Source organism: Streptomyces sp. 3214.6 (assembly GCF_900129855.1).
In the GTDB taxonomy this organism is placed as follows: domain Bacteria; phylum Actinomycetota; class Actinomycetes; order Streptomycetales; family Streptomycetaceae; genus Streptomyces; species Streptomyces soliscabiei.
This window is the reverse complement of sequence record NZ_LT670819.1, coordinates 7,199,941-7,226,696: the sequence shown is the minus strand read 5'-3', so window position 1 is coordinate 7,226,696 and position 26,756 is coordinate 7,199,941. Positions and strand designations below refer to the sequence as shown.

Annotated in this window: 24 protein-coding genes; 17 read left to right on the top strand and 7 right to left on the bottom strand. The window is 71.7% G+C overall.

Going from position 1 to position 26,756, the window contains the following annotated elements; translation table 11 throughout:
- Positions 1 to 20: 20 nt before the first annotated feature.
- The gene (locus B5557_RS32665) at positions 21 to 785 is read right to left on the bottom strand and encodes a hypothetical protein (protein WP_079662824.1); all 765 of its coding nucleotides are present in this window, start codon (positions 783 to 785) and stop codon (positions 21 to 23) included.
- Positions 786 to 858: 73 nt separating this feature from the next.
- On the opposite strand from B5557_RS32665, the gene B5557_RS32660 reads away from it, so the two are divergent.
- Positions 859 to 1,710, top strand: coding sequence for an adenosylcobinamide-GDP ribazoletransferase (locus B5557_RS32660; RefSeq protein WP_079662823.1), 852 nt, complete (start codon positions 859 to 861; stop codon positions 1,708 to 1,710).
- Positions 1,711 to 1,717: 7 nt separating this feature from the next.
- On the opposite strand, the gene B5557_RS32655 is transcribed toward B5557_RS32660, so the two are convergent.
- On the bottom strand, positions 1,718 to 2,554 hold the full coding sequence (locus tag B5557_RS32655) for an endo alpha-1,4 polygalactosaminidase (protein ID WP_079662822.1): 837 nt from the start codon (positions 2,552 to 2,554) through the stop codon (positions 1,718 to 1,720).
- Positions 2,555 to 2,881: 327 nt separating this feature from the next.
- On the opposite strand from B5557_RS32655, the gene B5557_RS32650 reads away from it, so the two are divergent.
- From B5557_RS32650 to B5557_RS32620, 7 genes are all read left to right on the top strand, one after another.
- Positions 2,882 to 4,438, top strand: a complete 1,557-nt coding sequence (locus B5557_RS32650) for a leucyl aminopeptidase (RefSeq protein WP_079662821.1) — start codon at positions 2,882 to 2,884, stop codon at positions 4,436 to 4,438.
- A 305-nt stretch (positions 4,439 to 4,743) separates the two neighbouring features.
- The gene (gene lpdA, locus B5557_RS32645; protein WP_079662820.1) at positions 4,744 to 6,132 is read left to right on the top strand and encodes a dihydrolipoyl dehydrogenase; all 1,389 of its coding nucleotides are present in this window, start codon (positions 4,744 to 4,746) and stop codon (positions 6,130 to 6,132) included.
- Between the two features lie 66 nt (positions 6,133 to 6,198).
- Positions 6,199 to 7,980 carry a 2-oxoglutarate dehydrogenase, E2 component, dihydrolipoamide succinyltransferase gene (sucB, locus tag B5557_RS32640; RefSeq protein WP_079662819.1) on the top strand — a complete coding sequence of 594 codons (1,782 nt, stop codon included), beginning with the start codon at positions 6,199 to 6,201 and terminating at the stop codon, positions 7,978 to 7,980.
- Between the two features lie 196 nt (positions 7,981 to 8,176).
- Positions 8,177 to 8,800 (top strand): GntR family transcriptional regulator, encoded by a 624-nt coding sequence (locus B5557_RS32635; protein ID WP_079662818.1) that lies wholly within the window; start codon positions 8,177 to 8,179, stop codon positions 8,798 to 8,800.
- Positions 8,801 to 9,098: 298 nt separating this feature from the next.
- Positions 9,099 to 11,804: a pyruvate dehydrogenase (acetyl-transferring), homodimeric type gene (gene aceE, locus B5557_RS32630; protein WP_079662817.1), complete on the top strand. Its 2,706-nt coding sequence runs from the start codon at positions 9,099 to 9,101 to the stop codon at positions 11,802 to 11,804.
- 167 nt (positions 11,805 to 11,971) lie between these two features.
- A complete protein-coding gene (locus tag B5557_RS32625) occupies positions 11,972 to 12,973 on the top strand; it encodes a helix-turn-helix transcriptional regulator (RefSeq protein ID WP_079662816.1) in 1,002 nt (333 codons plus the stop codon).
- 56 nt (positions 12,974 to 13,029) lie between these two features.
- Positions 13,030 to 13,551, top strand: coding sequence for a DUF4240 domain-containing protein (locus B5557_RS32620; protein ID WP_079662815.1), 522 nt, complete (start codon positions 13,030 to 13,032; stop codon positions 13,549 to 13,551).
- A gap of 24 nt (positions 13,552 to 13,575) precedes the next feature.
- Here the strand turns inward: B5557_RS32620 and B5557_RS44335 are convergent, their stop codons facing one another.
- Together B5557_RS44335 and B5557_RS32615 are read right to left on the bottom strand one after the other, a co-directional pair.
- Positions 13,576 to 13,734: a hypothetical protein gene (locus B5557_RS44335; RefSeq protein WP_173877757.1), complete on the bottom strand. Its 159-nt coding sequence runs from the start codon at positions 13,732 to 13,734 to the stop codon at positions 13,576 to 13,578.
- A gap of 66 nt (positions 13,735 to 13,800) precedes the next feature.
- Positions 13,801 to 14,589 (bottom strand): peptidoglycan recognition protein family protein, encoded by a 789-nt coding sequence (locus tag B5557_RS32615; protein WP_231976492.1) that lies wholly within the window; start codon positions 14,587 to 14,589, stop codon positions 13,801 to 13,803.
- Between the two features lie 280 nt (positions 14,590 to 14,869).
- Here B5557_RS32615 and B5557_RS32610 point away from each other — a divergent pair, with 280 nt between their 5' ends.
- Complete coding sequence (locus B5557_RS32610) at positions 14,870 to 16,054, top strand: MarP family serine protease (protein WP_079662813.1); 1,185 nt, start codon at positions 14,870 to 14,872, stop codon at positions 16,052 to 16,054.
- Between the two features lie 36 nt (positions 16,055 to 16,090).
- Here B5557_RS32610 and B5557_RS32605 read toward each other — a convergent pair whose 3' ends face one another.
- On the bottom strand, positions 16,091 to 16,588 hold the full coding sequence (locus B5557_RS32605; protein ID WP_173877756.1) for a GNAT family N-acetyltransferase: 498 nt from the start codon (positions 16,586 to 16,588) through the stop codon (positions 16,091 to 16,093).
- Between the two features lie 71 nt (positions 16,589 to 16,659).
- On the opposite strand from B5557_RS32605, the gene B5557_RS32600 reads away from it, so the two are divergent.
- Positions 16,660 to 17,553 carry a TIGR01777 family oxidoreductase gene (locus B5557_RS32600; RefSeq protein ID WP_162499671.1) on the top strand — a complete coding sequence of 298 codons (894 nt, stop codon included), beginning with the start codon at positions 16,660 to 16,662 and terminating at the stop codon, positions 17,551 to 17,553.
- Positions 17,554 to 17,714: 161 nt separating this feature from the next.
- On the top strand, positions 17,715 to 19,103 hold the full coding sequence (locus tag B5557_RS32595; RefSeq protein ID WP_079662811.1) for an NAD(P)/FAD-dependent oxidoreductase: 1,389 nt from the start codon (positions 17,715 to 17,717) through the stop codon (positions 19,101 to 19,103).
- Positions 19,104 to 19,234: 131 nt separating this feature from the next.
- On the opposite strand, the gene B5557_RS32590 is transcribed toward B5557_RS32595, so the two are convergent.
- Entirely contained in the window at positions 19,235 to 20,755 is a 1,521-nt protein-coding gene (locus B5557_RS32590; protein WP_079662810.1) for a regulator, read from the bottom strand.
- Positions 20,756 to 21,017: 262 nt separating this feature from the next.
- On the opposite strand from B5557_RS32590, the gene lipB reads away from it, so the two are divergent.
- From lipB to B5557_RS32570, 4 genes are all read left to right on the top strand, one after another.
- On the top strand, positions 21,018 to 21,818 hold the full coding sequence (lipB, locus tag B5557_RS32585) for a lipoyl(octanoyl) transferase LipB (protein ID WP_079662809.1): 801 nt from the start codon (positions 21,018 to 21,020) through the stop codon (positions 21,816 to 21,818).
- A gap of 73 nt (positions 21,819 to 21,891) precedes the next feature.
- Positions 21,892 to 22,857, top strand: coding sequence for a lipoyl synthase (gene lipA, locus B5557_RS32580; RefSeq protein WP_079662808.1), 966 nt, complete (start codon positions 21,892 to 21,894; stop codon positions 22,855 to 22,857).
- Between the two features lie 279 nt (positions 22,858 to 23,136).
- On the top strand, positions 23,137 to 23,349 hold the full coding sequence (locus B5557_RS32575) for an SCO2195 family GlnR-regulated protein (protein ID WP_079662807.1): 213 nt from the start codon (positions 23,137 to 23,139) through the stop codon (positions 23,347 to 23,349).
- Between the two features lie 83 nt (positions 23,350 to 23,432).
- A complete protein-coding gene (locus B5557_RS32570; RefSeq protein WP_079662806.1) occupies positions 23,433 to 24,137 on the top strand; it encodes a DUF4191 domain-containing protein in 705 nt (234 codons plus the stop codon).
- A 90-nt stretch (positions 24,138 to 24,227) separates the two neighbouring features.
- Here the strand turns inward: B5557_RS32570 and B5557_RS32565 are convergent, their stop codons facing one another.
- Positions 24,228 to 24,698, bottom strand: a complete 471-nt coding sequence (locus tag B5557_RS32565) for an RDD family protein (protein ID WP_079662805.1) — start codon at positions 24,696 to 24,698, stop codon at positions 24,228 to 24,230.
- Between the two features lie 197 nt (positions 24,699 to 24,895).
- Between B5557_RS32565 and glnA the strand changes: the two genes are divergently transcribed.
- On the top strand, positions 24,896 to 26,305 hold the full coding sequence (gene glnA / locus B5557_RS32560; RefSeq protein WP_079662804.1) for a type I glutamate--ammonia ligase: 1,410 nt from the start codon (positions 24,896 to 24,898) through the stop codon (positions 26,303 to 26,305).
- Between the two features lie 123 nt (positions 26,306 to 26,428).
- On the top strand, positions 26,429 to 26,686 hold the full coding sequence (locus B5557_RS32555; RefSeq protein ID WP_079662803.1) for an SCO2583/SCO2584 N-terminal domain-containing protein: 258 nt from the start codon (positions 26,429 to 26,431) through the stop codon (positions 26,684 to 26,686).
- The last annotated feature ends 70 nt before the right edge of the window (positions 26,687 to 26,756 follow it).

The window sequence follows — 26,756 nt, the reverse complement described above, 5'->3', positions numbered from 1 at the left end:
TCCCCCGCCCATGGGCGCCCTCACTCCCCCTTACGGGACTGAGCGAGCTCGGCGTCCGTCTTCCCGCCCAGCCAGTCCCCCACCCACCGCCGGGGCCCGGCCCACCGCCGGTCGTGGCGATACGCGCGGAGCACGGCCTTGGCCCGCGCACGCGGACGACGGCCGTAGAACCTCCGGGCCCACGGCGAGCCCGGCCGGGCCAGCCGAATGAAGCCCACCAGCCCCAAAAACGGCACGAACACGCTGAAGACCGCCATCTTGGCCTTCCCCTTCGCCAGCACCGCCAGCGAGAACAGGAAGTTCACGACCACGGTCGAGATGACCCTCCCCCGGTCCTGAAGCTCCTCGTCGCTCATGTCGTTGACGCCGAACGGCGAGAAGCCCACCAGCAGCAGCCCGACCAGGGCCACGGTCAGCACCACGGCCTCCACGCTCTTACGGCCCGCCTCCGTCCAGTACACGTCGTCGAGATGCAGGATCAGCGCGAACTCGTCGAGGACGAGGCCCGTGCCGATGCCGAAGACGATCGCGAAGGCGCCCGAGCCGAAGCCCCGCAGGCCGCTCGTCACCGCGCCGAAGCCGCCCGCGACGGTCAGCACCACGCCCGGCACCACATGGTGGATGTGCACCCCGCCGGAGCTGATGTTGCCGAACGGGCCCTTGCCCGCCCGGATCAGACGCGTGATGACCCGGGTGATCACGAACGTGAGCACGAGCGCGGCCAGCGCCAGGAGCAGCGGGAGCTTGCCCGGTTCGACGATGTTGCGCTGCAGCCACTGGCCCATGCCGCCAGTTTCCCGGCGGAAGGGGTGGGCTGTCTCGCCGGTGCGGCGTCCGGGCTAGTCTGCCGCGGTGTCCATGACCTCGCCTCTCGACGGCCTTCGGTTCGCCTTCGGTACCCTCAGCGTGCTCCCGGTCAGGGTGACCCGCTGGGATCGGCAGGCCGCCCGTGGGGGCATGCTGAGCGCCCCGCTGGTCGGGCTGGTCGTCGGCGGCTGCGCGGCGGGGCTCGGGCTGCTGCTGCTCCGGCTGGGCGCGAGCCCGCTGCTGGCCGCCGTCGCCTCCGCCGCCGTGCCCGCCGTCCTCACCCGTGGTCTGCACCTGGACGGGCTGGCCGACACCGCGGACGGACTCGGCAGCGGCAAGCCCGCCGAGGACGCGCTGCGCATCATGAAGCAGTCCGACATCGGCCCGTTCGGCGTGCTCACGCTCGTCGTCGTGCTGCTCGCCCAAGTGGCCGCGCTGACGCAGCTCTACGAGGTCTCGTGGACCCTGGGCGCGCTGGCCGCCGTCGTCTCGGCGGCCGCCGCCCGACTCGCGCTGACCCTGGCGGCCCGCGACGGGGTGCCGGCCGCGCGGCCGGAGGGGCTGGGGGCGGCGGTCGCGGGCGTGGTCCCGGTGCGGGGCGCGGTGATCGCCGCCGTCGCGGTCACGCTGGCGGCGGCGGCCGCGGGCGCGTGGCTCGGACCGTACGGGGGCGACGGCGTCGTCGCCCTCCTCGGGCCGGTCGAGCCGGGTCCCCTTTTCGAGCCGTACGACGCCGTCCGCCCGGCGCTCGCGATCCTCGCCGCCCTCGCCGCCGCCGAACTCCTCCTACGGCACTGCACGCGCCGCTTCGGCGGGGTCACCGGGGACGTGTTCGGCGGCCTCGCCGAAACGGCGGCGACCACCGCCCTCGTGGTCTTCTGCCTGGGCCACCAGGGGGCCTAGGGCAGCCCTAGCCGGCCGGATGGCAGGTCTCGCGCCATACCCCCAGTTCGTACTTCTTCAGCAGGGAACTCAGGCGCAGGCGGCGGGAGTCGGCGCAGAAGTCGCTGGTGGGGAGTTCGTACTCGACGTGGAAGACGGCCTTGCCCGCCTCGATGAAGGGGGTCATCTCCTCGCACTCGTCGTACTGGGCGCACTGTTCGTTGACGGCGAAGTCGAAGTCGTCGACGAGGGCGGGGATCTGGTCGAGGTCGTTCTTCAGGCCGACGGACATGCCCCGGTCGTGGGCGAGGCCGGCGATGAGACGGTTGTAGCGGAGTTGGTCGGCGGCCTTGATCGGGAAGCCGGTGGTGTTCTTGTAGCCGTCCATGTTGTCCGGCTCGACGGCGTCGAAGCCCTTGGCCCGGCACATGTCGAGGCGGGCCGCCATCAGCGGTTCGAGGACGTCGGTCCGGCGGATGTCGAGCCAGCGTTCGCCGTCCCAGCCGTTGCCTTTGCCGATCACCGATTTGGGGAATTTCGCGGCGTCGGGGCGCCAGTCCTCCCAGGCGCCGGTGGAGAGGTAGCAGATGACCTTGCGGCCGTCGTCGTGCAGCCCGGCGACCGTGTCCTTGGTCTGGTCGAAGCCGTCGATGTCGTAGACGGGCACGTCGACGGAGGTGTCGAGGCGTCCGCTGAGCTGCCACTGCCAGTCGATGCCGGGGGCGGGCTGCCAGACCTTCCCGCTCGCCGACGTCGCGCCCGATGACGAGCCGTCAGGCCGGTCCTGCGGTGGGTCGTCCGGCGCGGAGGCGCAGCCCGCGAGCAGCAGGCCGAGAAGGGGCAGCAGAACGGTCGGGCGTCTCACCGGGCGGGCTCCAGGTTGTGCGGCAACGTACTCCACGATGATCGCCGTCCGAGGCACCGGAACCCGACGGGTGTGACCCAGTTCATGGAGTGCGAGGATCGACAAGTGGCTACGACGCCATCGACAGGTGAACCCTCGCGTGCTGAGCGAACACACACGCACGCGTAGGCTCGTTCCGGGATTCGCCGCACCGGTCCGCCGCGCCGGTGAGGCAGACCCCGGATACGACCGCACCCTCTGCCCGGCTCTAGGGTCGGCTGTCGGGCCTGGTCGACCCACACCCTCCGGCCACAGCAAACTCCACATCGGAAGCGAGATTTCACCACCGTGACTGCTCTCACTCTCAGCACCGCCGCGGCGCCCGGCCTCCGGGCCGACGCGATCGTGATCGGTGTCGCCAAGGGCGCCGCATCCAGGTCTGGCGACCTGATCGTTGCCCCAGGCGCCGAAGCCCTCGACAAGGCCTACGACGGCCGACTCGCCGGCGTCCTGGAAACCCTCGGTGCCTCCGGGGCCGAGGGCGAGGTGACGAAGCTGCCCGCCCCGGCCGGCTTCAAGGCGCCGCTCGTGCTCGCGGTGGGGCTCGGAGCCGAGCCCGAGAAGGACGCCGGTTTCGACGCCGAGGCGCTGCGCAGGGCCGCCGGCGTGGCCGCCCGCGCCCTCGCCGGCTCCAAGAAGGCCGCGTTCGCCCTGCCGGTCACCGACGCCGCCGACATCGGCGCGATCGCCGAGGGCGTGCTGCTCGGCGCGTACTCCTTCGACGCCTACAAGCAGACCGGGCCGGGCGGCAAGGACGCCAGGGCCAAGAACGGCAAGAACGGCAGGGCGCCGCTCGCCGAGGCCGCCCTGCTGGGCGGGAAGCCGCGCGACGCCGTCCACAAGGCGGCGCTGCTGCGTGCCGCCGCGGTCGGCGAGGAGCTCAACCGCGCCCGCGACCTGATCAACATGCCGCCGAACGACCTCGACCCGCAGGCGTTCGCCGCGCTCGCCCAGACGGCGGCCAAGGAGCACGGCATCAAGGTGCAGGTGCTCGACGACAAGGCCCTCGCCAAGGGCGGCTACGGCGGCATCCTGGGCGTCGGCTCCGGCTCGGCCGCCGCCCCGCGCCTGGTGAAGCTGTCGTACACCTCGGGCAAGGCGAAGAAGCACCTCGCCTTCGTCGGCAAGGGCATCACCTACGACTCGGGCGGCATCTCGCTGAAGCCGGCCGGGCACAACGAGACGATGAAGTGCGACATGAGCGGTGCGGCGGCGGTCTTCGCCGCGGTCGTCGCCGCCGCACGGCTCGGGCTCGAGGTCAACGTCACCGGCTGGCTGGCGCTCGCCGAGAACATGCCGTCGGGCTCCGCCACCCGCCCGGGTGACGTGCTGCGCATGTACAGCGGCAAGACCGTCGAGGTCCTCAACACCGACGCCGAGGGCCGGCTGGTCCTGGCGGACGCGCTGTGGGCGGCCTCCGAGGAGAAGCCGGACGCGATCGTCGACGTGGCGACCCTGACCGGCGCGATGATGCTGGCGCTGGGCAGCCGGACCTTCGGGATCATGGCGAACGACGACGCGTTCCGCTCCGCGGTGCACGAGGCCGCCGAGGAGGTCGGCGAGCCGGCCTGGCCGATGCCGCTGCCGGAGCACCTGCGCAAGGGCATGGACTCCGGCGTCGCCGACATCGCGAACATGGGTGAGCGGATGGGCGGCGGGCTGGTGGCCGGGCTCTTCCTGCGGGAGTTCGTCGGCGAGGGGATCACCTGGGCGCACCTGGACATCGCCGGGCCCGCGTTCAACGAGGGGGGTCCCTTCGGGTACACGCCGAAGGGCGGTACGGGTACGGCGGTGCGGACGCTGGTGCGGCTCGCGGAGCTCACCGCCTCCGGCGACCTGGGCTAGTCGCTCCGGGAGAGGGGGACTGTGCGCCTGATCACTCGGGCCCGTCCGTCATGTGGCGGGTGCGGGCCATATGTGGCTGGTCGCGCAGTTCCTCGCCCCCCTGAACCGGCTCCCCCCACGTCCGTCACATGTGAGCGTGGGGTGTCTCACACCCCGGCCCCGTGTCTCGTCCGCCTCCGACAAGTGCGAGGATGGGGCTCGGCAGGACAGGGCCCCCACCACAGGGCCGATAACAGAGCGGCCGGACACCAGCCGCCGACCGGTCACTGGAGACCGGCGTGGCGCACATGCATGGAGGACGTGACGTGGCGAACGACGCCAGCACCGTTTTCGACCTAGTGATCCTCGGCGGTGGTAGTGGCGGTTACGCCGCGGCCCTGCGCGGGGCGCAGCTGGGCCTGGACGTCGCCCTGATCGAGAAGGACAAGGTCGGCGGCACCTGCCTGCACCGGGGTTGCATCCCCACCAAGGCCCTGCTGCACGCGGGCGAGATCGCCGACCAGGCCCGCGAGAGCGAGCAGTTCGGCGTCAAGGCCACCTTCGAGGGCATCGACATCGCCGGGGTCCACAAGTACAAGGACGGCGTGATCTCCGGCCTGTACAAGGGCCTGCAGGGACTTGTCGCCTCCCGGAAGGTGACGTACATCGAGGGTGAGGGCCGGCTGTCCTCTCCCACCTCCGTCGACGTGAACGGCCGGCGGATCCAGGGGCGCCATGTGCTCCTGGCGACCGGCTCCGTGCCGAAGTCGCTGCCGGGCCTGGAGATCGACGGCAACCGGATCATCTCCTCCGACCACGCCCTCGTCCTGGACCGCGTGCCGAAGTCCGCGATCATCCTCGGCGGCGGTGTCATCGGCGTCGAGTTCGCCTCGGCGTGGAAGTCCTTCGGCTCCGACGTCACGGTCATCGAGGGTCTGAAGCACCTCGTGCCGGTCGAGGACGAGAACTCCTCCAAGCTTCTTGAGCGCGCGTTCCGCAAGCGCGGCATCAAGTTCAACCTGGGCACCTTCTTCTCGAAGGCCGAGTACACCGCCGACGGCGTCAAGGTCACCCTGGCCGACGGCAAGGAGTTCGAGGCCGAGGTCCTGCTGGTCGCGGTGGGCCGCGGGCCCGTCTCCGCCGGTCTGGGCTACGAGGAGCAGGGCGTCGCGATGGACCGCGGCTACGTCCTGGTCGACGAGTACATGCGCACCAACGTCCCGACGATCTCCGCGGTCGGCGACCTGGTCCCCACGCTCCAGCTCGCGCACGTCGGCTTCGCCGAGGGCATCCTGGTGGCGGAGCGTCTGGCCGGTCTCAAGGCCGTCCCGATCGACTACGACGGTGTGCCGCGGGTGACGTACTGCCACCCGGAGGTCGCCTCCGTGGGCATCACCGAGGCCAAGGCCAAGGAGATCTACGGCGCGGACAAGGTCGTCGCTCTGAAGTACAACCTGGCGGGCAACGGCAGGAGCAAGATCCTGAACACCTCGGGCGAGATCAAGCTCGTCCAGGTCAAGGACGGTGCCGTGGTCGGCGTCCACATGGTCGGTGACCGCATGGGCGAGCAGGTCGGCGAAGCCCAGCTGATCTACAACTGGGAGGCGCTGCCGGCCGAGGTCGCGCAGCTCATCCACGCCCACCCCACGCAGAACGAGGCGCTCGGCGAGGCCCACCTGGCCCTGGCGGGCAAGCCGCTGCACGCGCACGACTGACCCTCGGTCGAAACACGTCGAAGCGACGACTCAGACTTCCGCAATTCGTAAGGAGCAACCGAAACCATGGCGGTTTCCGTAACCCTTCCGGCGCTCGGCGAGAGCGTCACCGAGGGCACTGTCACCCGCTGGCTGAAGGCCGAGGGTGAGCGCGTAGAGGCCGACGAGCCGCTGCTCGAGGTGTCGACCGACAAGGTCGACACCGAGATCCCCTCCCCCGCCGCCGGCATCCTGGCCTCCATCAAGGTCGCCGAGGACGAGACGGTCGAGGTCGGCGCCGAGCTCGCCGTCATCGACGACGGCACGGGTGCGGCTGCTGCCGCTCCGGCACCGGTCGCCGAGCCCGTCGCGGCCCCGGCTCCCGAGCCCACCCCGGCCGCCCAGCCCTCCACCGAGCAGGCCGCTCCCGCCCCGGCGCCCACCGCCGAGGCCGCCGCCGGCGCCGGTTCCGCGCAGGGCACGGACGTGGTCCTGCCCGCGCTCGGCGAGTCCGTCACCGAGGGCACCGTCACCCGCTGGCTGAAGTCGGTCGGCGACAGCGTCGAGGCCGACGAACCGCTGCTGGAGGTGTCGACCGACAAGGTGGACACCGAGATCCCGGCGCCCACCTCGGGTGTGCTGCTGGAGATCACCGTCGGTGAGGACGAGACCGCCGAGGTCGGCGCCAAGCTCGCCGTCATCGGCGCCCCGGGCGCGGCCCCCGCGGCTGCTCCGGCTCCCGCCGCCCCGGCGCCCGCCGCCGCTGCCCCGGCTCCGGCCGCTCCGGTGCCGGCCGCCCCGGCCCCGGCCCCCGCCGCTCCGGCGCCCGCCCCGGTCGCCGCTGCCCCGGCTCCGGCCGCTCCGGCGCCCGCGCCGGTCGCTCCGGCTCCGGTCACCCCGGCGCCCGCGCCCGCCGCGCAGGCCACCGACGAGGGTGCGTACGTGACCCCGCTGGTGCGCAAGCTCGCCGCCGAGAACGGCGTCGACCTGGCCGCCGTCAAGGGCACCGGCGTCGGCGGTCGGATCCGCAAGCAGGACGTCCTCGCCGCCGCCGAGGCCGCGAAGGCCGCCGCCGCTGCCCCGGCTCCGGCCGCTGCCGCGCCTGCTGCCGCCGCCGCGAAGAAGGCCCCGAAGCTCGAGGCCTCCCCGCTGCGCGGCCAGACCGTCAAGATGCCGCGCATCCGCAAGGTCATCGGCGACAACATGGTCAAGGCGCTGCACGAGCAGGCGCAGCTGTCGTCGGTCGTCGAGGTCGACGTCACCCGCCTGATGCGGCTGCGCGCTCAGGCCAAGGACTCCTTCGCCGCGCGCGAGGGCGTCAAGCTCTCCCCGATGCCGTTCTTCGTGAAGGCGGCGGCCCAGGCGCTGAAGGCCCACCCGGCCGTCAACGCCCGGATCAACGTGGAAGAGGGCACGATCACCTACTTCGACACCGAGAGCGTCGGTATCGCGGTGGACTCGGAGAAGGGCCTGATGACCCCGGTCATCAAGCACGCGGGCGACCTGAACATCGCCGGCATCGCCAAGGCCACCGCCGACCTGGCGGGCAAGGTCCGGGCGAACAAGATCACCCCGGACGAGCTGTCCGGCGCGACCTTCACCATCTCCAACACCGGCTCGCGCGGCGCGCTGTTCGACACGATCATCGTGCCGCCGAACCAGGTCGCGATCCTCGGCATCGGTGCCACGGTCAAGCGTCCGGCCGTCATCGAGACGGAGGAGGGCACGGTCATCGGCGTCCGCGACATGACGTACCTGACCCTGTCCTACGACCACCGCCTGGTCGACGGCGCCGACGCGGCCCGTTACCTGACCGCGGTCAAGGCGATCCTGGAGGCGGGCGAGTTCGAGGTCGAGCTCGGCCTGTAACCCCTGAGGTTCAGCCATGGGCGCCCCCGTCCGGAGTTTTCCGGGCGGGGGCGCTCGTCGTTCCGGCCCCGTGTAAGTCTCGTCTCACCTGCGTAAAGCACCCCCACGTGCCCTTCTGGAAAGCGCTCACGGCCGTATTGTCTAAGCGTCAGACGCCCCCGGGGCCGAGGGGCGGCCCCTGCTCGAAGGAGCCCTCATGACCGCGCCCGTCGTCCACTCGCTGCGCGAACAGATCCGCGAGCACATCGTGGAGGGGATCGTCAGCGGGCGCTGGAAGCCGGGCGAGCGGATCGTGGAGCGGCGGATCGCGACCGAGCTGGAGGTCAGTCAGACGCCGGTGCGGGAGGCGCTGCGGGAGCTGGAGTCGCTGCGGCTGATCGAGTCCGCGCCGAACAAGGGGGTGCGGGTGCGCAACCTGACGGCCGCCGACCTGGAGGAGAGCTACCCCGTCCGGGCCGGTCTGGAGGCGATCGCGGCGGAGCTGGCCGCCCAGCGGCTCGCCGAGGACTGCTCGGCCCTGGAACCGCATGTCGTCGCCCTGTACGAGGCCGACCGCGCGGCCGACGGGACCGGCCAGGTGCGGCACACCGTCGGCTTCCACCGGGAGCTGGTGCGGGCGGCCGGGAACTCGGTGCTGCTGCACACCTGGGAGGGCCTCGGCATCGAGGTGTTCACGGCGCTGTCCATCCGCTGGCTGGGCACCGTGCAGCAGTCGTACGCGGAGGAGCACGAGGAGTTGGTGGCCGCGTTCAAGCGGCGCGACCCGCGCATCGCGGAGTTGGTGAAGGCGCATGTCCTGGGCTGCGCGCCGCGGGCGTGACCCGGCCGGCACCAGTCGAGCAGTCAGGCGCTCACCTGCGCTCACCTGCGGAAACGACGGAAAATGGGCGGCACCCGGTGCCTGCCCGAAAGGCACCCCGTGCCGACTTTCTCGTAATCGAGAGGTTTTGCCCTTCAACCCTTTGATCGATCATCGATCAGGGAGTTACAGTCGCCGACGGGCCGACGGCGCAGTCGCACACCGACACCGCACCCGAGCCCACGCCCTGTCCTGCCAAAGACCAAGGGCACCCCCCCATACCCCATAGGGAACCCCTTCGACTGAGGAAGGCGGCGACATGACCGACCCCAAGGCCATCCAGCCGAGCGCGCTCGACCAGCTCCCCGACCGGGACCCGGAGGAGACCGCCGAATGGCAGGCCTCGCTGGACGCCGTCACCAAGGCGGCCGGGCCGCACCGTGCCGCGTATCTGATGCGGCGCACGCTGGAGCGTGCCGAGGGCAACGGCATCGCGCTGCCCAAGCTGCTCGAGACGGACTACGTCAACACCATCCCCACCGCCGCCGAGCCCTCCGCGCCCGGTGACCAGGAGATGGAGCGGAAGATCACCGCGTGGAACCGCTGGAACGCGGCCGCGATGGTGACCCGGGGCAGCAAACACGGCGTCGGCGGCCACATCGCCACCTTCGCCTCCGCCGCCTGGCTCTACGAGACCGGCTTCAACCACTTCTTCAAGGGCAAGGAGGCCGACGGCTCGGGCGACCAGCTCTACATCCAGGGCCACGCCTCCCCCGGCATCTACGCCCGCGCCTTCCTCGACGGCCGGCTGAACGAGTCCCACCTGGACAACTTCCGCCAGGAGGCCGGCGGCAACGGCCTCCCGTCGTACCCGCACCCGCGCCGTCTGCCCTGGCTGTGGGAGTTCCCGACCGTCTCCATGGGTCTCGGTCCGCTCTCCGCCATCTACCAGGCGCGCTTCAACCGCTATCTCACCAACCGCGGCATCAAGGACGTCTCCGCGTCCCACGTGTGGGCGTTCCTCGGTGACGGCGAGATGGACGAGCCCGAGTCCACCGCGGCACTCGCACTCGCCTCCCGCGAGGGCCTGGACAACCTGACCTTCGTCATCAACTGCAACCTGCAGCGGCTCGACGGCCCGGTCCGCGCCAACTTCAAGATCGTGCAGGAGCTGGAGGCGCAGTTCCGCGGCGCCGGCTGGAACGTCGTCAAGACGCTGTGGGGTTCCGCCTGGGACGAGCTGTTCGCGCTCGACACCACCGGCGCCCTCGTGCGCCGCCTGCGCGAGGTACCCGACGCGCAGGTGCAGACGTACCAGACGCGCGACGCCGCCTACATCCGCCAGGACTTCTTCGGCAAGGACCCGGCGCTTGTCGAGATGGCCAAGCTGCTCTCCGACGACAAGATCCTCGAGTGTTTCCACCTCTCCCGCGGTGGCCACGAGGCGCGCAAGGTGTACGCCGCGTACAAGGCGGCCGTCGAGTTCAAGGGCGCGCCGACCGTCATCCTGGCCCAGACCGTCAAGGGCCACACCCTCGGCGAGGGCTTCGCGTCGAAGAACGCCAACCACCAGATGAAGAAGCTGACGGTGGACGAGTTCAAGGCGATGCGCGACCTGCTGGAGCTGCCGATCTCCGACGCGCAGTTCACCGACGGGGTCGTGCCCTACGGCCACCCCGGCGCCGACTCCCCCGAGGTGCGCTACCTGAAGGAGCGGCGCGCCGCGCTCGGCGGCCCGGCCCCGGCCCGCCGCACGCATGCGCTCGCCCCGCTGCCGGCCCCCGCCGAGAAGGCCTTCGCCTCCTTCGACAAGGGTTCCGGCTCCCAGAACGTGGCCACCACCATGGCCTTCGTCCGGCTGGTCAAGGACCTGGTCCGCGACAAGGAGACCGGAAAGCGCTGGGTGCCGATCGTCCCCGACGAGGCGCGCACCTTCGGCATGGAGAGCCTCTTCCCCTCCCTGGGCATCTACTCGCCCAAGGGCCAGACGTACGAGCCGGTCGACCGTGACCAGCTGATGTACTACAAGGAGGCCAAGAACGGCCAGATCCTCAACGAGGGGATCACCGAGGCCGGTTCGATGGCCGACTTCATCGCCGCGTCCACCGCGTACTCCACGCACGGTGAGGCGATGATCCCGTTCTACATCTTCTACTCGATGTTCGGCTGGCAGCGCACCGCCGACCAGATGTGGCAGCTCGGCGACCAGCTCGGCCGCGGCTTCCTCGTCGGCGCCACCGCGGGCCGGACCACGCTGACCGGCGAGGGCCTCCAGCACGCCGACGGCCACTCCCCGGTCATCGCCGCGACGAACCCGGCCGCCCTCTCCTACGACCCGGCGTTCGCCTACGAGATCGCGACGATCGTCAAGGACGGTCTGCGCCGGATGTACGGCGAGGCGGCCCCGGGTGAGGACCCGAACGTCTTCTACTACCTGACCGTCTACAACGAGCCGATTCCGCAGCCGGCCAAGCCGTCCGGCGCCGGCGTCGACGAGGGCATCGTCAAGGGCCTGTACCGCTTCAACACGGCGGAGTCGGCGGGCGTGGACGTGGCGGGGGCCAACGCCCCGCGCATCCAGTTGCTGGGCTCGGGCACGGCGATCCACTGGGTCCTGACGGCGCAGAAGCTGCTCGCCGAGGAGTGGGGTGTGGCCGCCGACGTGTGGTCCGCGACCTCCTGGACCGAGCTGCGCCGCGACGCGCTGGAGGCCGACGCGGCGCTGCTGCGCGGCGAGGAGCGCGTGCCGTACGTCCGCCGGGCTTTGCAGGGCGCCGAGGGCCCGGTCCTCGCGGTCTCCGACTACATGCGTCAGGTCCCGGACCAGATCGCGCAGTGGGTCGAGCAGGACTACTCCTCGCTGGGCGCGGACGGCTTCGGTCTGTCCGACACCCGTGAGGCGGCCCGCCGCCACTTCGGCGTCGACGCGCAGTCGATCGTCGTGGCGGCCCTGGCCCAGCTGGCCCGCCGCGGCGAGGTGAAGGCGACGGCGGTGAAGGAGGCGCGCGAGCGCTACGGGCTGTAGGCCCGGGGTTTTGGTTGGTGAAGGGGCCCGGCGAGCTTCAGCTTCAGCCGCCGGGCCCCTTCACCGTTTTCCGGTCGTGCGTCGGCCTCGGGCCGGTGGGGGCTGGTCGCGCAGTTCGCGACCAGCCCCTTGCGGGCCCGCGGCCGAAGACGCACCATGATGACCTCATGCGCGCTGCCCGCCTCATCAAGATGGTGCTCCTCCTGCAGTCCCGGCCCACGATGACCGCCGCCGAACTGGCCCGGGAGCTGGAGGTGTCGGAGCGTACGGTCACGCGGGACGCACAGGCGCTGTCGGAGGCGGGCGTGCCGGTGTACGCGGAGCGGGGGCGGGCCGGGGGCTATCGGCTGATCGGCGGGTACCGGACGCGGCTGACGGGGCTGGGGCGCGGCGAGGCAGAGGCGCTGTTCCTGAGCGGGGTGCCGGGGGCGCTGCGGGAGATGGGCCTTCAGGACGTCGCCTCGGCGGCGCGGCTGAAGGTGTCGGCGGCTCTGCTGCCCTCGCTGCGGGACGCGCCGCGGGCGGCGGCGCAGCGGTTTCATCTGGACGCGCCGGCGTGGTTCCGGGAGCCGGAGACTCCGGGGCTGCTGACGGTGATCGCGGACGCGGTGTGGGACGACCGGTGTGTGCGGGCGCGGTACCGGCGCGACTCCGGGGAGCGTCGGCGGGAAGTGGTGCGGGAGTTGGAGCCGTACGGGCTCGTGCTGAAGGCGGGGGTCTGGTACCTGTGCGCCCGGGTGCGGGAGGAGGGCCGGGGCGGCGGGACGTTCCGGACGTACCGCATCGATCGGTTCGTCGGCGTCGAGAACCTGACGGATCGTTTCAGCCGGGACGAGGAGTTCGACCTTCCCGGGTTCTGGGCCGAGCAGGCGCAGCGGTTCACGCGTTCGATCCTGCGGGACGAGGTCGTGCTGCGGCTGTCGGAGGCGGGCCTGCGCGGGCTGGCGCACGCCGTGGACCCGGTGGCGGCCCGGGACGCGCTGGCGACGGCCGGGGAGGCGGACGGGCGGGGTTGGGTGACGCTCACGCTGCGGGTGGAGTCGCAGGACGTGGCGCACACGCAACTCACGGCGCTGGGGCCGGAGGTCGAGGTGGTCTCCCCCGAGCCCCTGCGCAAGCGCTTCGCCGAGGACGCGGCCCGACTGGCGGAGCTGTACCGGCCGGGGTGAGAATCCCGGGCACTCCGGGTGCGTCCCGCACCCGGAGGCACGATGCTGGACGCGTGATGGACGAGACGGAGTTCTGGGAGCTGGTGGACGCCTCCCGCGAGGCCGCCGAGGGCGATCCCGAGGAGCAGGCCGACCTGCTCGTGGAACGGCTGCTCAGACTGGACCCGGAGTCGGTGCTCGACTTCGCCCGGCACTTCGAGTCCCGCTACAACCGCGCCTACCGCTGGGATCTGTGGGGCGCGGCCTGGCTGTTGCTGGACGGGGCGAGCGACGACGCCTTCGACTTCTTCCGCTGCTGGCTGATCGGGCAGGGCCGCGAGGTCTTCGAGGGCGCCCTGCACAACGACCCGGACTCGCTCGCCGACCTGCTGGAGGACTTCGACGAGGAGATCGACGGCGACGGCGAGGAACTCGGCTACGCGGCCGACGAGGCCTACGAGCAGCTCACCGGGACCGTCGCCCCGGACCTGGGCATTCCGCCCGCGCCCTCCGAACCCGAGGGCACACCGGTGAACTTCGAGAACGAGGGGGCGCTGGCCGAGCGGTATCCCCGGCTGTGGCAGCGCTTCAAGGAGTGAGCCTCATGGCGGGTCGCGCCGGGGTCACAGCGCGAGCTTGCGGCGGGTGGTGTCCGTGGGGATGTAGGCCTGCGTCCGATCGGCCCGCACCGCGTGGTGCATCGGCGCGCTGTTGGCCTGCTCCAGGGCGGACGCGGTGGCCGCTGCCGGGCCCAGGACGACCGCGGCGACGGCGCAGAGCACGGTCCAGGGACCGCGGGCGGCCCTGGTCCAGCCGGCGCCCTGCCGCGCGGCCTCCCGGCCCGCCGTCTAAGGCGTTCCTGTGAGCGTGCGCGCGGCCGTTGCGCTCGGGAGGCGGCCCTGGAGACGGGCGGCCGTCTCGCGGATCTCCGGCAGACGGGCGGTGAGGGCCCGGCCGGGGCAACTGGTCATGTAGCCGTCGTTGTGGCCCGCGAGGGCGGGGAGGGTGGCGGTGGTGCCGGCGCGGTAGCGGCTGAGGCTGTTGCTGGAGGTGAGCCGGACCTTCACCCGCGGGTCGACGCCGGACAGGCCGAGTTTCCAGGCGGTCAGGGCGGCGATCGCGTCGACCATCGGCTGCGGCACCGGCACTCCGGAGGTGAAGGTGCCGAGTGCGGCGATACCGGCCGTGCGGTGGTTGAAGCCCTGGGTGTGGGCGCCGGTGACGGGCCGGTCGACGCCGCCCGCGCGGCCCTCGTAGATCGTGCCGCAGCGGTCGACGAGGAAGTTGTAGCCGATGTCGTCCCAGCCCCGGGCCGCGGTCTGGCCCGTGTACAGGGAGCGGATGATGCGGGGGGCGTCGGCGCAGTCGTAGCCGTTGGGCGAGTCGGTGTGGTGGACGAAGACGGTGACCACCTTGTCGTCGTAGCGCGGGGGCGGCTGGGCGTGCCGGGCGAGGTCGTCCAGCCAGGCGGCGCGCGGCACGATCGGCGGCCTCGCCGCCCGGTGCGCGCCGGCGGGGAGGGCGGCCCGACGGCCGTCGGGGGCGGCCGGGCCGGCCGTGGCGGCGTGGTCGACACCGCCCGCGCACAGTCCCAGGGCGGCGACGGCGGAGAGCCCCGGCAGGCAGCCCAGGAGCACGAGGAGCGGGCCCGGTCTCCGCGCCGGGAACCGCCCTCGGGTTTGCCGCCGGGCGCGGGCGGCCGCTCGAAGGGCGCACATGGACCCACTGTCGGCCGGTTCCGGTCCGCCCGCGATGTGTGCTGTGCCACCTGGTGGAACCATCCTCCCGGTGCACGCCGTTTTACGAGGTACACGCACACGTGGCCGGTTCCGGATGTACGCGTGGGCGTGATCGATGGGTAGCTGATCACTGGGCCCTTCCCGCACGTACTAGGGGATCCGACAGAAAGGGGGCCGTGTGGACCTGCTCGACATCCTGCTGACGCTGGTGGTGCTGGCCTACGCCGGCTCCGGTTACCGGCGTGGGCTGGTGGCCGGCTGTGTCTCGCTGGCCGGGTTCGTGGGCGGCGCGGTGATCGGCGTGTGGGTCCTGCCGTGGCTGATGGACCTGGTGACTCCGGGGACGACGGCGTCGACGGTGACCGCCGTGTTCACGGTCCTCGTCCCCGCGGTGGTGGGGCACGAGCTGGCGGGACGGCTGGCGCTGCGGCTGCGCCGGGAGCTGGACCGGGGGCCGCTCAGGGTGGCCGACGGGGTCGGCGGGGCGGCGGCGAACGCGGTGGCGGTGCTGATCGTGGCGTGGGTGGCGGCGAGCGTGCTGGGCGCGTCCTCGTCGCCGGTGGTCACGTCGTCGATACGGGACTCACGGCTGCTGGGGGCGGTGCAGGACGCCATGCCGGACACCACGCCCACCTGGTTCTCGCGGGCCACGTCGGCGCTGACCCAGGCGGGCTTCCCGCAGGTCTTCAACCCGTTCGAGAACGAGTCGACGGCCGAGGTCGCCAAGCCCACCGGCGACAGCGTCACACCGAGCGCGACCAACGCGGCGAAGACGAGCACGGTGAAGATCGAGGGCGCCTCGGGCGACCAGGGCCGCGAGGGCAGCGGCTTCGTGTACGCGAGCGAGCATGTGATGACCAACGCGCACGTGGTGGCGGGCATCGACGACCCGACCGTACGGATCGGCGGTGTGGGGCGATCGTTCCAGTCGCGCGTGGTGCTCTTCGACCCGGAGAAGGACGTGGCCGTGCTGTACGTGCCGGGCCTGAGCGCGCCGGTGCTGGGCTTCGACGACGACGCCTCCCGCGGGGACTCGGCGGTCGTCGCCGGCTATCCGCAGGACGGCGACCTGAACCTCCAGGCGGCGACGGTCGCCAACCGGGTGAAGGCGACCGGCCGGAACATCTACAACGACCGGATCGTCACCCGTGAGATCTACTCGATCCGCTCCACCGTCCGCCCCGGCAACTCCGGCGGCCCGCTGCTGACCACCGACGGCCGGGTCTACGGCGTCGTCTTCGCCCGCTCCACCTCCGACGACGAGACGGGGTACGTGCTGACGGCGGCCGAGGTCGCCGACGACGCGGCGCGGGCCGCGACGGCGACCCGGCCGGTGGACACGGGCAACCTGGTCACCTCATGAGTCCTGACCGGCACCGGCCTCGTGCGTTGTGTGGGGCTACAGGGAGCGGCCCATGAACACGTCGTCCACGTACTTCCCGTCCAGCAGGAACTCCTCCGGCAGCACGCCCTCCACCACGAACCCCTCGGACTCGTAGAGCGCGCGGGCCGGGGTGTTGTGGCCGAGGACGCGCAGGGTGAGGCGGCGGGCGCCCAGCCCGCGGGCCTCCTCGACGGCGGCGCGGATCAGCGCCCGCCCGACACCCCGGCCGCGCACCTCGTCGAGGACGGCGAGGCCCCGGATCTGCCGGACGTGCCGGTTGCAGTCGAGCTTGGTGGGAAGGCCGAGGCGGAGGTAGCCGACCACGCGGTCGTCGAGTTCGGCGACCAGGATCTCCTCGGGCGGGTGATGCTCGTCGAAGAAGGGGTCGTAGGGCGGCTGCGGCTCGGGCATCACGGCGTGCAGCGGGGACCAGGTGAGACGGTCGACGAGACCCAGCGCCCCGTCGTCGGCGAGCACCGCGGTGCGTATGCGAAGTGCGGAAGGTTCGGGCATGGCCGCCACCCTAGAACGCGGGGGCGCCGACCGAACCGGGGTTTTATCCGCTCACCGGGCAGGATGGCCGCATGGAACGTACGCGAATCGCGGTGGCCGGTGCGTCCGGCCTGATCGGCAGCGCCCTGGTGCGGTCCCTGACCGCGGACGGGCACGAGGTGGTACGGCTGGTGCGCCATGCGCCCCGGGGCGCGGACGAGGTGCGCTGGGATCCCGAGCGGGGGCAGGTGGACACGGCCGGGCTCGCCGGCTGCGACGCCGTGGTCAACCTGGCGGGGGCGGGGGTCGGCGACCGGCGCTGGAGCGAGACGTACAAGAAGCGGATCCACGACAGCCGGGTGCACGGCACGTCCGCGCTGGCACAGGCGCTCGCCTCGCTCGAGAGGCGGCCGCGGGTGTTCGTCAACGGCAGCGCGATGGGGCTGTACGGCGAGACGGGCGAGCGGATCGTGGACGAGAGCGCGCCCGCCGGGAGCGGCTTCCTGCCGGAGCTGTGCGTGGAGTGGGAGGCGGCGGCCGCTCCGGCCCAGGAGGCGGGCGTCCGTACGGTCTTCACCCGGACCGGGCTGGTCGTGGCGCGCGGGGGCGGGGCCTGGGGCAGGCTGTTCCCCCTCTTCAAGGCCGGGCTCGGGGGGCGGATGGGCGACGGGCGGCAGTACTGGTCGTACATCGCGCTGCACGACGAGGTGGCGGCGATCCGGCATCTGATCGACCGCGACGACCTGTCGGGGCCGTTCAACCTGACCGCGCCCGAGCCGCTGACCAACCGTGAGATCACGGCGGCGATGGGGCGGGTGCTGCACCGGCCGACGCTCTTCACGGTGCCGGCGCCGGTGCTGCGGACGGTGCTGGGCGAGATGGCCGGGGATGTGCTGGGCAGTGCGCGGGTGGTGCCGAAGCGGCTGCTGGAGTCCGGGTTCACGTTCGCGTTTCCCGGGATCGAGGACGCGATCCGGGCAGCCTGACCCCCTGCGTGACCGTATGCGACCGCCGTGCGACCGTGCTCTGTCCATGCGCGACTGTTCCTGACCGATCACGGCCCTAACCTCGATCCGAACTCGGGCATCCCGGACGGCTGTTGGGGGCATGACGTCTCCACCGGCCGCGCAACCTCGAGGAGGGGCACGTGCTTGAGCCCGCGTACCAGGCAGACGTCGTCGTGGTGGGAGCCGGAGTCGCCGGACTCTCCGCGGCGCATCGGCTGACCAGCGCAGGAGTAACTACCGCGGTCCTGGAGTCCGCCCCCTGGGTGGGCGGCCGCATGTCGACGGAGAAGGTCGACGGGTTCCGGCTCGACCGCATCGGGCAGCTGCTGTCCACGGCGTATCCCGAGCTGGCCCTGACACCGGGGCTGGACGCGCTCGTGCTGCGCCCGTTCACGCCGGGCGTCCTGCTGCACAGCGACGGGCGACATCACCGGGCGGGTGCGCAGTCGGGTGCGGGGAGCGCAAGGGGCGCACTACACGCCGTACGCGCCCTGGCGAGCGCTCCCCGGCCGGGTGCGCTGCCCAGGCCCCGCACCGGCGGCTCCGCGCCGGTACGCGCGGGCACGCCGCTGGGCAGCGCCATGGACCAGGCCCGGCTGGGCGCGGCGCTCAGCCGGCTCGCGGCCACGCCCGCCGAACGGCTGCTCCGCCGCCCGGAGTTGCCGGCCGCCCGGGCCCTCGCCGCCCGTGGGCTGCCGACCCGCACGATCGACGGCTTTCTGCGTCCGCTGCTCGCCGCGCTGCTGTGCGACCCGGAGCTCACCACGTCCAGCCGGTGCGCGGACCTCGCGCTGCGCGCCTTCGCGGCCGGGCGGCTGTCGTTGCCGGAGGGCGGGGCCGAGGTGCTGCCGGAGCTGCTCGCGCGGACGCTGCCGGAGGGCAGTGTGCACACCGCCGTGCGGGTCACCTCGGTCTCGACGACCTCGGTGACCACCGCCGAGCACGGTGAGTTCCGCTGCCGTGCCGTCCTGGTGGCCACCGACGCGCGCACCGCGGCGGAACTGCTGCCCGGGCTGCGGGTGCCCGACTTCCACCCGGTGACGGTCGTCCACCACACCACGGACGACCCGCCGCAGACGGGCGCGTCGCTGCTCCTGGACGCCGACCGGGGCGGGCCGGTCGCGCACACGGCGGTGGTCAGCCAGGTGGACCCGAGCCGGGCGCCCGGGGGGCGGGCGCTGATCTCGTCCACGGTCCTCGGCACACCGCCGCCGGGCGTCGACACCGCCGTACGCATGCATCTGTCCCGGCTGTACGGCACCTCGACCGCGCGGTGGGAGACGCTGGCCGTGCATCACACCGCCGAGGCCGTGCCGGCGATGCGGGCGCCGCACGACCTGCGGCGGCCGGTGCGGCTCCTGGCGGGGCTCTACGTGTGCGGGGACCACCGGGACACCAGCACCGTCCAGGGTGCACTGCACTCCGCGCACCGGGCGGCGGCGGCGATCGTCTCCGATCTTCGCTCCGCTGGTTCCCTGAACCTGGCCGACCCCGCACCGACACCGCGCCGGGAACAGGCAGCGGCCTGACCGGGCGGGCCGGGGGCACCTCCCCCCAAGGGGCATCTCCCCTGAGGGCTCCGCCCCCAGCCCCCCGGCCTATGCCCACCCACCACCCGACTCGGTAGGGACAGAAGGCGACGGCCAAACATCTCAGTCGCTCAGCCCAGGGCTGCCACCTTGTCCCGGTAGGTGCGGGCGGGGGTGGCGTCTCGGTAGGGCTCCAGTCGGCGTTCGAAGTCCCGGACGTACTCCAGGGCGCGGACGGACCGCATCTCCGCCGCCTGGCCGGCGGCCTCCGCGGCGAGCTGGCAGGCCTGGTCGAGCTCGCCGAGGCCGAGGCGCGCCGAGGCGAGGACGACGCGGCAGAACAGCCGGCTGCGGGCGTACGCGGCGGGACGCAGCTGGAGCGAGCGCTCGGCATGCTGCACGGCCGCCCGGAACTGCTGCAGGTCACGGTGGCAGTGCCCGAACTCGTCGGCGAGCTGCGCCTCGTCGAAGAAACGCGCCCAGTACGGCACCTCGTCCCCGGCCTTGGCCGCCTCCAGCGCCCGCTCGGCACGTACGAGCGCGGCGGTCGAGGCCCGCACCTCGCCCAGCACGCCGTGCCCGCGCGCCTCCGCCGAGTGCAGCAGCGCCTGCACGACGGGCGGGGCGCCCGTGCCGACTCCCTGCTGGGCCACCCGCGCGAGCTGCACCGCCTCGCGCCCGTGCCCGAGATAGACGGCCTGACGGCTCATGGTGACCAGGACGAAGGAGCCGTACGCCCGGTCCGCGGCCGCCTGGGACAGGCGCAGGGCCTGGACGAAGTAGCGCTGGGCCAGACCGTGCGCGGCGATGTCGAAGGAGGTCCAGCCCGCGAGCCGGGTCAGGTCGGCGGCGGCGCCGAACAGACGGCGGCCGGTCTGCTCGCCGTAGGAGCCGCGCAGCATCGGCTCGCACTCGTGCTCCAGGTAGCGCACGAGGGCCTGCCGGGCGTGGCCGCCGCCGTACCTGTCGTCGAGGGTGCGGAAGAGCTCGCCGACCGAGCGCAGTGCGGAGATGTCGCCGCCGGTGACCCGCTGGCCGGGCCCGCGCTCGGTGGCGTGGCCCCGCTGCCGGGGGACGGCCGCCGGTGCGGGCGAGGCCTGGGCGGGCGCGGGCGTGGCCGGCGGGGACGAGGGTTGCTGGGGTGCGGCGGGCCGGGCGGACGGACGGCCCTGGACGGGCACCCGGGCGGGCGGCTCGCTGCGGGCGACCTTCTCGTCGGCCCGCCCGATCAGCCAGTCGCGGCTCGGCACGACGAGCCCCGCCGGGGTGAAGGCGATTTTGCGGAGCTCGGCGTGGCTGCCGGAGTCCTTGCGCCAGAGTCCGCCGACGATGTCGATGGCCTCCTCGGGGGATCCGGCGAACTCCAGGCCCGCGTAGACGGGGGCGCAGGCGTCCAGACCGAGGTCCTGGGCGGTGAGCCGACGGCCCAGCCGCCGGGTGAAGACCTCGGCGATGAGGGCGGGGGTGGTGCCCCGGGGCTGCTGCCCGCGCAGCCACCGGGTGACGGACGTCTTGTCGTATCGGAGGTCCAGCCCGTGTTCGAGGCCGAGCTGATCGACGCGACGGGCCAGTCCCGCGTTGGAGAAGCCCGCTTCTGCGATGAGCGCGGCGAGCTGACGGTTGGGAGTGCGCTGCGCGGGTCGTTCCGTCATCTGCGGTGCGGTCTCCTGCCTCCCGGGCCTGTGACGTGCCCGGATGAAGTGCGCTGATGCTGTGATCAGCCCTTTTGGCCTCATGAACGGCGCGAATGTAGCGGAGAGTAAGCAGCCGCTCGCACGTCTCGGGACTCATTCATCCGATCGTGTGAGGATTGAGCGTGCGGCTGACGCGGAGGGCCCGAAGGACGCGGAGGGCGCGGACGTACAGTGGCTTGGGCGCGTGACGCGCCTGACGACTTTCAGGGAGGCGCTTGCCGTGAGCGAGTTGCGGTTCGTCCGGATGGGGTTCGGCGGGGACGCCGTCGAGTACCGGGAGGCGTGGGACGAGCAACGCCGGGTGCACGCGGCCCGGTTCGCCGACGAGGTCCCGGACACCGTGCTGCTCCTGGAGCACCCCCCGGTCTACACGGCCGGCCGGCGCACCGCCGACGACGAGCGGCCTCTGGACGGCACTCCGGTGGTGGACGTGGACCGCGGCGGCAAGATCACCTGGCACGGGCCGGGCCAGCTGGTGGGCTACCCGATCCTGAAGCTGCCGCGTCCGGTGGACGTCGTCGCCCATGTGCGGCGTCTGGAGGACGCCCTGATCCGCACCTGCGCGGAGTTCGGCGTGCAGACCTCCCGGGTCGAGGGCAGGAGCGGGGTGTGGGTGCTCGGCGACCCGGTGGAGCAGCGCCCCTCGCTCGGCGGTCTGTCGCTGGACTTCGACCCCCGGCTCACCGACGAGGAGTTCGACCCCCGGCTGAACGGGCCGGAGTACGCGCCGTCCAACGCCGGTCAGCGGCGGGAGGACCGGAAGGTGGGCGCGATCGGCATCCGGGTCGCCAAGGGCGTCACCATGCACGGCTTCTCGTTCAACGTGAACCCGGACAACAAGTGGTTCGACCGGATCATCCCGTGCGGCATCCGGGACGCGGGCGTCGCCTCCCTCGCCGGCGAGCTGGGCCGCGACGTCACGATCGAGGAGGTCCTGCCGGTGGTGGAACGGCACCTGAGGGACGTCCTGGAGAACGCGGAACCGAAGCCGCGGGAGATCGAGAGAACACCGGCAGCCTGACGCCGCGGTGGGCTTTCAAATCCACGGGCGTACCCTGGGGGACGCCGAAGAATCAAACGCTAGGGAGCCGGTCGTGTCCGCAGTCGCACCCGACGGACGCAAGATGCTGCGCCTGGAGGTCCGCAACAGCCAGACCCCCATCGAGCGCAAGCCCGAGTGGATCAAGACCCGGGCGAAAATGGGCCCCGAGTACACGAAGATGCAGAACCTCGTGAAGAGCGAGGGCCTGCACACCGTCTGCCAGGAAGCCGGCTGCCCGAACATCTACGAATGCTGGGAGGACCGCGAGGCCACCTTCCTCATCGGCGGCGACCAGTGCACCCGGCGCTGCGACTTCTGCCAGATCGACACCGGCAAGCCCGAGGCGCTGGACCGCGACGAGCCGCGGCGCGTCGGTGAGTCCGTCGTCACGATGGACCTGAACTACGCCACCATCACCGGTGTCGCACGCGACGACCTGGCGGACGGCGGGGCATGGCTCTACGCCGAGACGGTCCGCCAGATCCACCGGCAGACCGCCGAGCGCGAGGCCGGCCGCACCAAGGTCGAGCTCCTCGCCCCCGACTTCAACGCCGTCCCGGAACAGCTCGCCGAGGTCTTCTCCTCGCGGCCCGAGGTCTTCGCGCACAACGTGGAGACGGTCCCGCGGATCTTCAAGCGGATCCGCCCCGGCTTCCGCTACGAGCGTTCGCTGAACGTCATCACGGCCGCCCGTGACTACGGCCTCGTCACCAAGTCGAACCTGATCCTCGGCATGGGCGAGACCCGCGAGGAGGTCAGCGACGCGCTCCGGCAGCTGCACGAGGCCGGCTGCGAGCTGGTCACCATCACGCAGTACCTGCGGCCCTCCGTGCGCCACCACCCCGTCGAGCGCTGGGTCAAGCCGCACGAGTTCGTCGAGCTGAAGGAGGAGGCCGAGCAGATCGGCTTCTCCGGCGTGATGTCGGGTCCGCTGGTACGGTCCTCCTACCGTGCCGGGCGCCTCTATCAGATGGCCGTGGAGAAGCGCGGTTCCTTCATCGCCGCCCAGGCTGTCTGACACGACGTCACCTCGCTTGCGCCGTACGGCCGCAGGCCGAGTGTGTGAATTCGCGCACAAGACCCTACTCGCCAGTAGTGACCGATATGACGCGGTCCCGGCCGTCCTCGCAGATGAGGGCGTCGCCGGGGCCGCGTCAGCGTTTCGGCCCTGCGCATCAAGGCTTCATTCCTGTTTGACCGGTCGGTCACGCCCTGGTAACACCAATCAGTGACGCTCGTATCACATCACGTGCACCACGCCGCCCTTACCCGAAGCCGTCCGAGGGGGACACCCACCATGCAGGCCGCGCCCGTTCGCGCCACCGCGATCCCGACCTTCAGCACCGCACTGCGCGCCGTCGAGTCGCTGCTCATGAGCAGCGGCCAGCGCACCGCCCGTCGCAACGCCTGGACCTCCGTGCTGGAGGACCGTCGTCGCGCCAAGGACCGGGTCGAGGCGCAGCGCGTCCTCGAGGCGGTCACCGCACCCCTGACCTCCACCCGCCCCTGACCTCCACCCCACCCCTGATCCCCCGCCGCACAGCTCCCCTCCTGCCGTCGTAGGCGCTTGAGAGGGCACGTAGACTTCGTGGCATGGCGAGAAGTGACAGCGCGGCGGACGCCGCTAACCCCGGGCGACTGAAGCAGATCGCCCTGACGTACAAGATGACCCGCAAGGCCGACAAGACGATCGGCCTGGTACTCGCGGGCGTCTTCCTCCTCATCTTCGGTGTCTTTCTCGCGATCGGTTTCCTGATCGGCCACCCGGTCTACCTCGGCATCCTGGGCTTCCTGCTCGCCTTCCTCGGGACGGCGATCGTGTTCGGGCGCCGGGCCGAGCGGGCCGCGTTCGGTCAGATGGAGGGACAGCCCGGCGCGGCCGCGGCCGTCCTCGACAACATCGGCCGGGGGTGGACGACGACCCCGGCGGTGGCGATGAACCGCAGCCAGGACGTGGTGCACCGGGCCGTCGGCAAGGCCGGCATCGTCCTGGTCGCCGAGGGCAACCCCAACCGGGTGAAGAGCCTGCTGGCCGCCGAGAAGAAGAAGATGAACCGCATCGTCGCGGACGTCCCGGTGCACGACGTGATCGTCGGCACGGGCGAGGGTCAGGTCGAGCTGAAGAAGCTGCGCACCACCCTGCTGAAGTTCCCGCGCGTCCTGGCCGGCCCGCAGGTCACGGCCACCAACGACCGGCTGCGCGCCATGGGCGACCTGATGAGCAACATGCCGCTGCCGAAGGGGCCGATGCCCAAGGGCATGCGGCTGCCGAAGGGCGGCGGCGGCAAGGCCCGCTGAGTCCCACGGCTTTCTTGACGGCACGAGGAAGCGGTACGAGGAAGGGGCGCCCGGATCACTCCGGGCGCCCCTTCCTCGTACTCGAAAGATTCAGATCCGTACTTCCACCGTGCGGGCCAGTCGGTCGTGCAGGCCGCGGCCGTCGCGGTCCCAGACCAGGGCGGGGACGGCCAGGCAGAGCAGGACCGTGCGGATCAGTGAGCCCAGGGGGCGCACCGTGCCGGTCTCGGCGGACACGACCCGCAGGCCGAAGAGGCGCTTGCCGGGAGTGAAGCCGACCGTACCCACCGTGAGGATGCTCATCACCAGGAAGACGAGCAGGGTCCAGTTGCCGGTCGCGGCGGGAGCGTAGCCGTCGGTGATCAGGCTGTATGCGATCAAGAAGCACAGCCCCCAGTCCGCGGCCAGCGCGCCGAGCCGCCGCCCGGGGCGGGCGATCGAGCCCGGCCCCTCCTCCGGCAGACCGAGCTGCTCGCCCCGGTATCCGAAGTCGGCGCCGGCGTCTTCCATGGCCGCGCGGGGTCCGGAGAGCCACGAGCCGATTGCGTCCCTGTTGTCCACGCGTCCACGGTACTGCGCCCGTTTCGCGATACGGACAGGTGGGGTACACCGGGCACGGTCCGGTTAACTTGTGCGAAACAAATGGGTCACGCCCGAGAAATCACGCGTCCCTAGGGTCGACGACAGCGTGTGCCACCGCACTGGCCGCACGAACGAACTACCACCCCGGCTCGACGGCCGGGAGTAGGAGGAGCTGGATGTTCCAGAACGCCGACGAGGCCAAGAAGTTCATCGCGGACGAGGACGTCAAGTTCGTCGACGTCCGCTTCTGCGACCTGCCGGGCGTCATGCAGCACTTCACGCTGCCCGTCGAGGCGTTCGACCCGGACGAGGAGCTCGCGTTCGACGGCTCGTCGATCCGCGGTTTCCAGGCCATCCACGAGTCCGACATGGCGCTGCGCGCCGACCTGTCGACCGCGCGCGTCGACTCGTTCCGCCGCGACAAGACGCTGAACATCAACTTCTTCATCCACGACCCGATCACGGGCGAGCAGTACTCCCGTGACCCGCGCAACGTGGCGAAGAAGGCGGAGGCGTACCTGGCGTCGACCGGCATCGCCGACACCGCGTACTTCGGTCCCGAGGCCGAGTTCTACGTCTTCGACTCCGTGCGGTTCGCGACCGGCGCGAACGAGTCCTTCTACCACATCGACTCCGAGGCCGGCGCCTGGAACACCGGTGCGCTGGAGAACAACCGCGGCTACAAGGTCCGCTACAAGGGCGGCTACTTCCCGACCCCGCCGGTCGACCACTTCGCCGACCTGCGCGCGGAGATCTCCCTGGAGCTGGCCGCGTCCGGCCTCCAGGTCGAGCGCCAGCACCACGAGGTGGGCACCGCCGGCCAGGCCGAGATCAACTACAAGTTCAACACGCTGCTCGCCGCGGCCGACGACCTCCAGCTCTTCAAGTACATCGTGAAGAACGTCGCCTGGCGCAACGGCAAGACCGCGACCTTCATGCCGAAGCCGATCTTCGGCGACAACGGCTCGGGCATGCACGTCCACCAGTCGCTGTGGAGCAACGGCACCCCGCTGTTCTACGACGAGGCCGGTTACGCGGGCCTGTCGGACACCGCCCGCTACTACATCGGCGGCATCCTCAAGCACGCCCCGTCGCTGCTGGCCTTCACCAACCCGACGGTGAACTCCTACCACCGTCTGGTCCCGGGCTTCGAGGCGCCGATCAACCTGGTCTACTCGCAGCGCAACCGCTCCGCGGCCATGCGTATCCCGATCACGGGCTCCAACCCGAAGGCCAAGCGCGTCGAGTTCCGCGCGCCCGACTCCTCCGGCAACCCCTACCTCGCCTTCTCGGCCCTGCTGCTCGCGGGTCTCGACGGCATCAAGAACAAGATCGAGCCGGCCGAGCCGATCGACAAGGACCTCTACGAGCTGGCTCCCGAGGAGCACGCGAACGTCGCGCAGGTCCCGACCTCGCTCCCGGCCGTCCTCGACTCCCTCGAGCGCGACCACGAGTTCCTGCTCGCCGGTGACGTCTTCACGTCCGACCTGATCGAGACGTGGATCGACTTCAAGCGCGCGAACGAGATCGCCCCGCTGCAGCTGCGTCCGCACCCGCACGAGTTCGAGCTGTATTTCGACGTGTGATCGGACCGCGCGTGCACCACGCGTGAGCCGTCCCGGCGCCCCCGCTCTGTTTCACAGGGCGGGGGCGCCGTCGTATGGTTTCTGGCACTGCTGTTCGAGAACGGGGTACGGGGAGATACGGGGATGCCCGAACACGACGACGCGGAGCGGGAGTTCGACCTCCGGTGGGCGGACGACGCGACGCACAAGGAACCCTCGGCGCGGGCCCGCATGCTGGCCGCCCGCTGGAAGGAGAACCCGCCCGAGCCGGTCCCGTTCCGCGGCGACCCCGGGCCGGTCACACCGCGCCGCTCGTCCTGGGCGTCGACGGCGCTCGTGCTGGGCTGTGTGATCGCGGCGATCCTGCTGCTCGGGTACCTGCGGTTCCGGGCGCCGTATTAGAACAGGGGCGTGTACGGGAGCAGGGGCAATTGGTCTTACTGCCAGGGCTGTTGGGCCGCTCGGTGCTAGT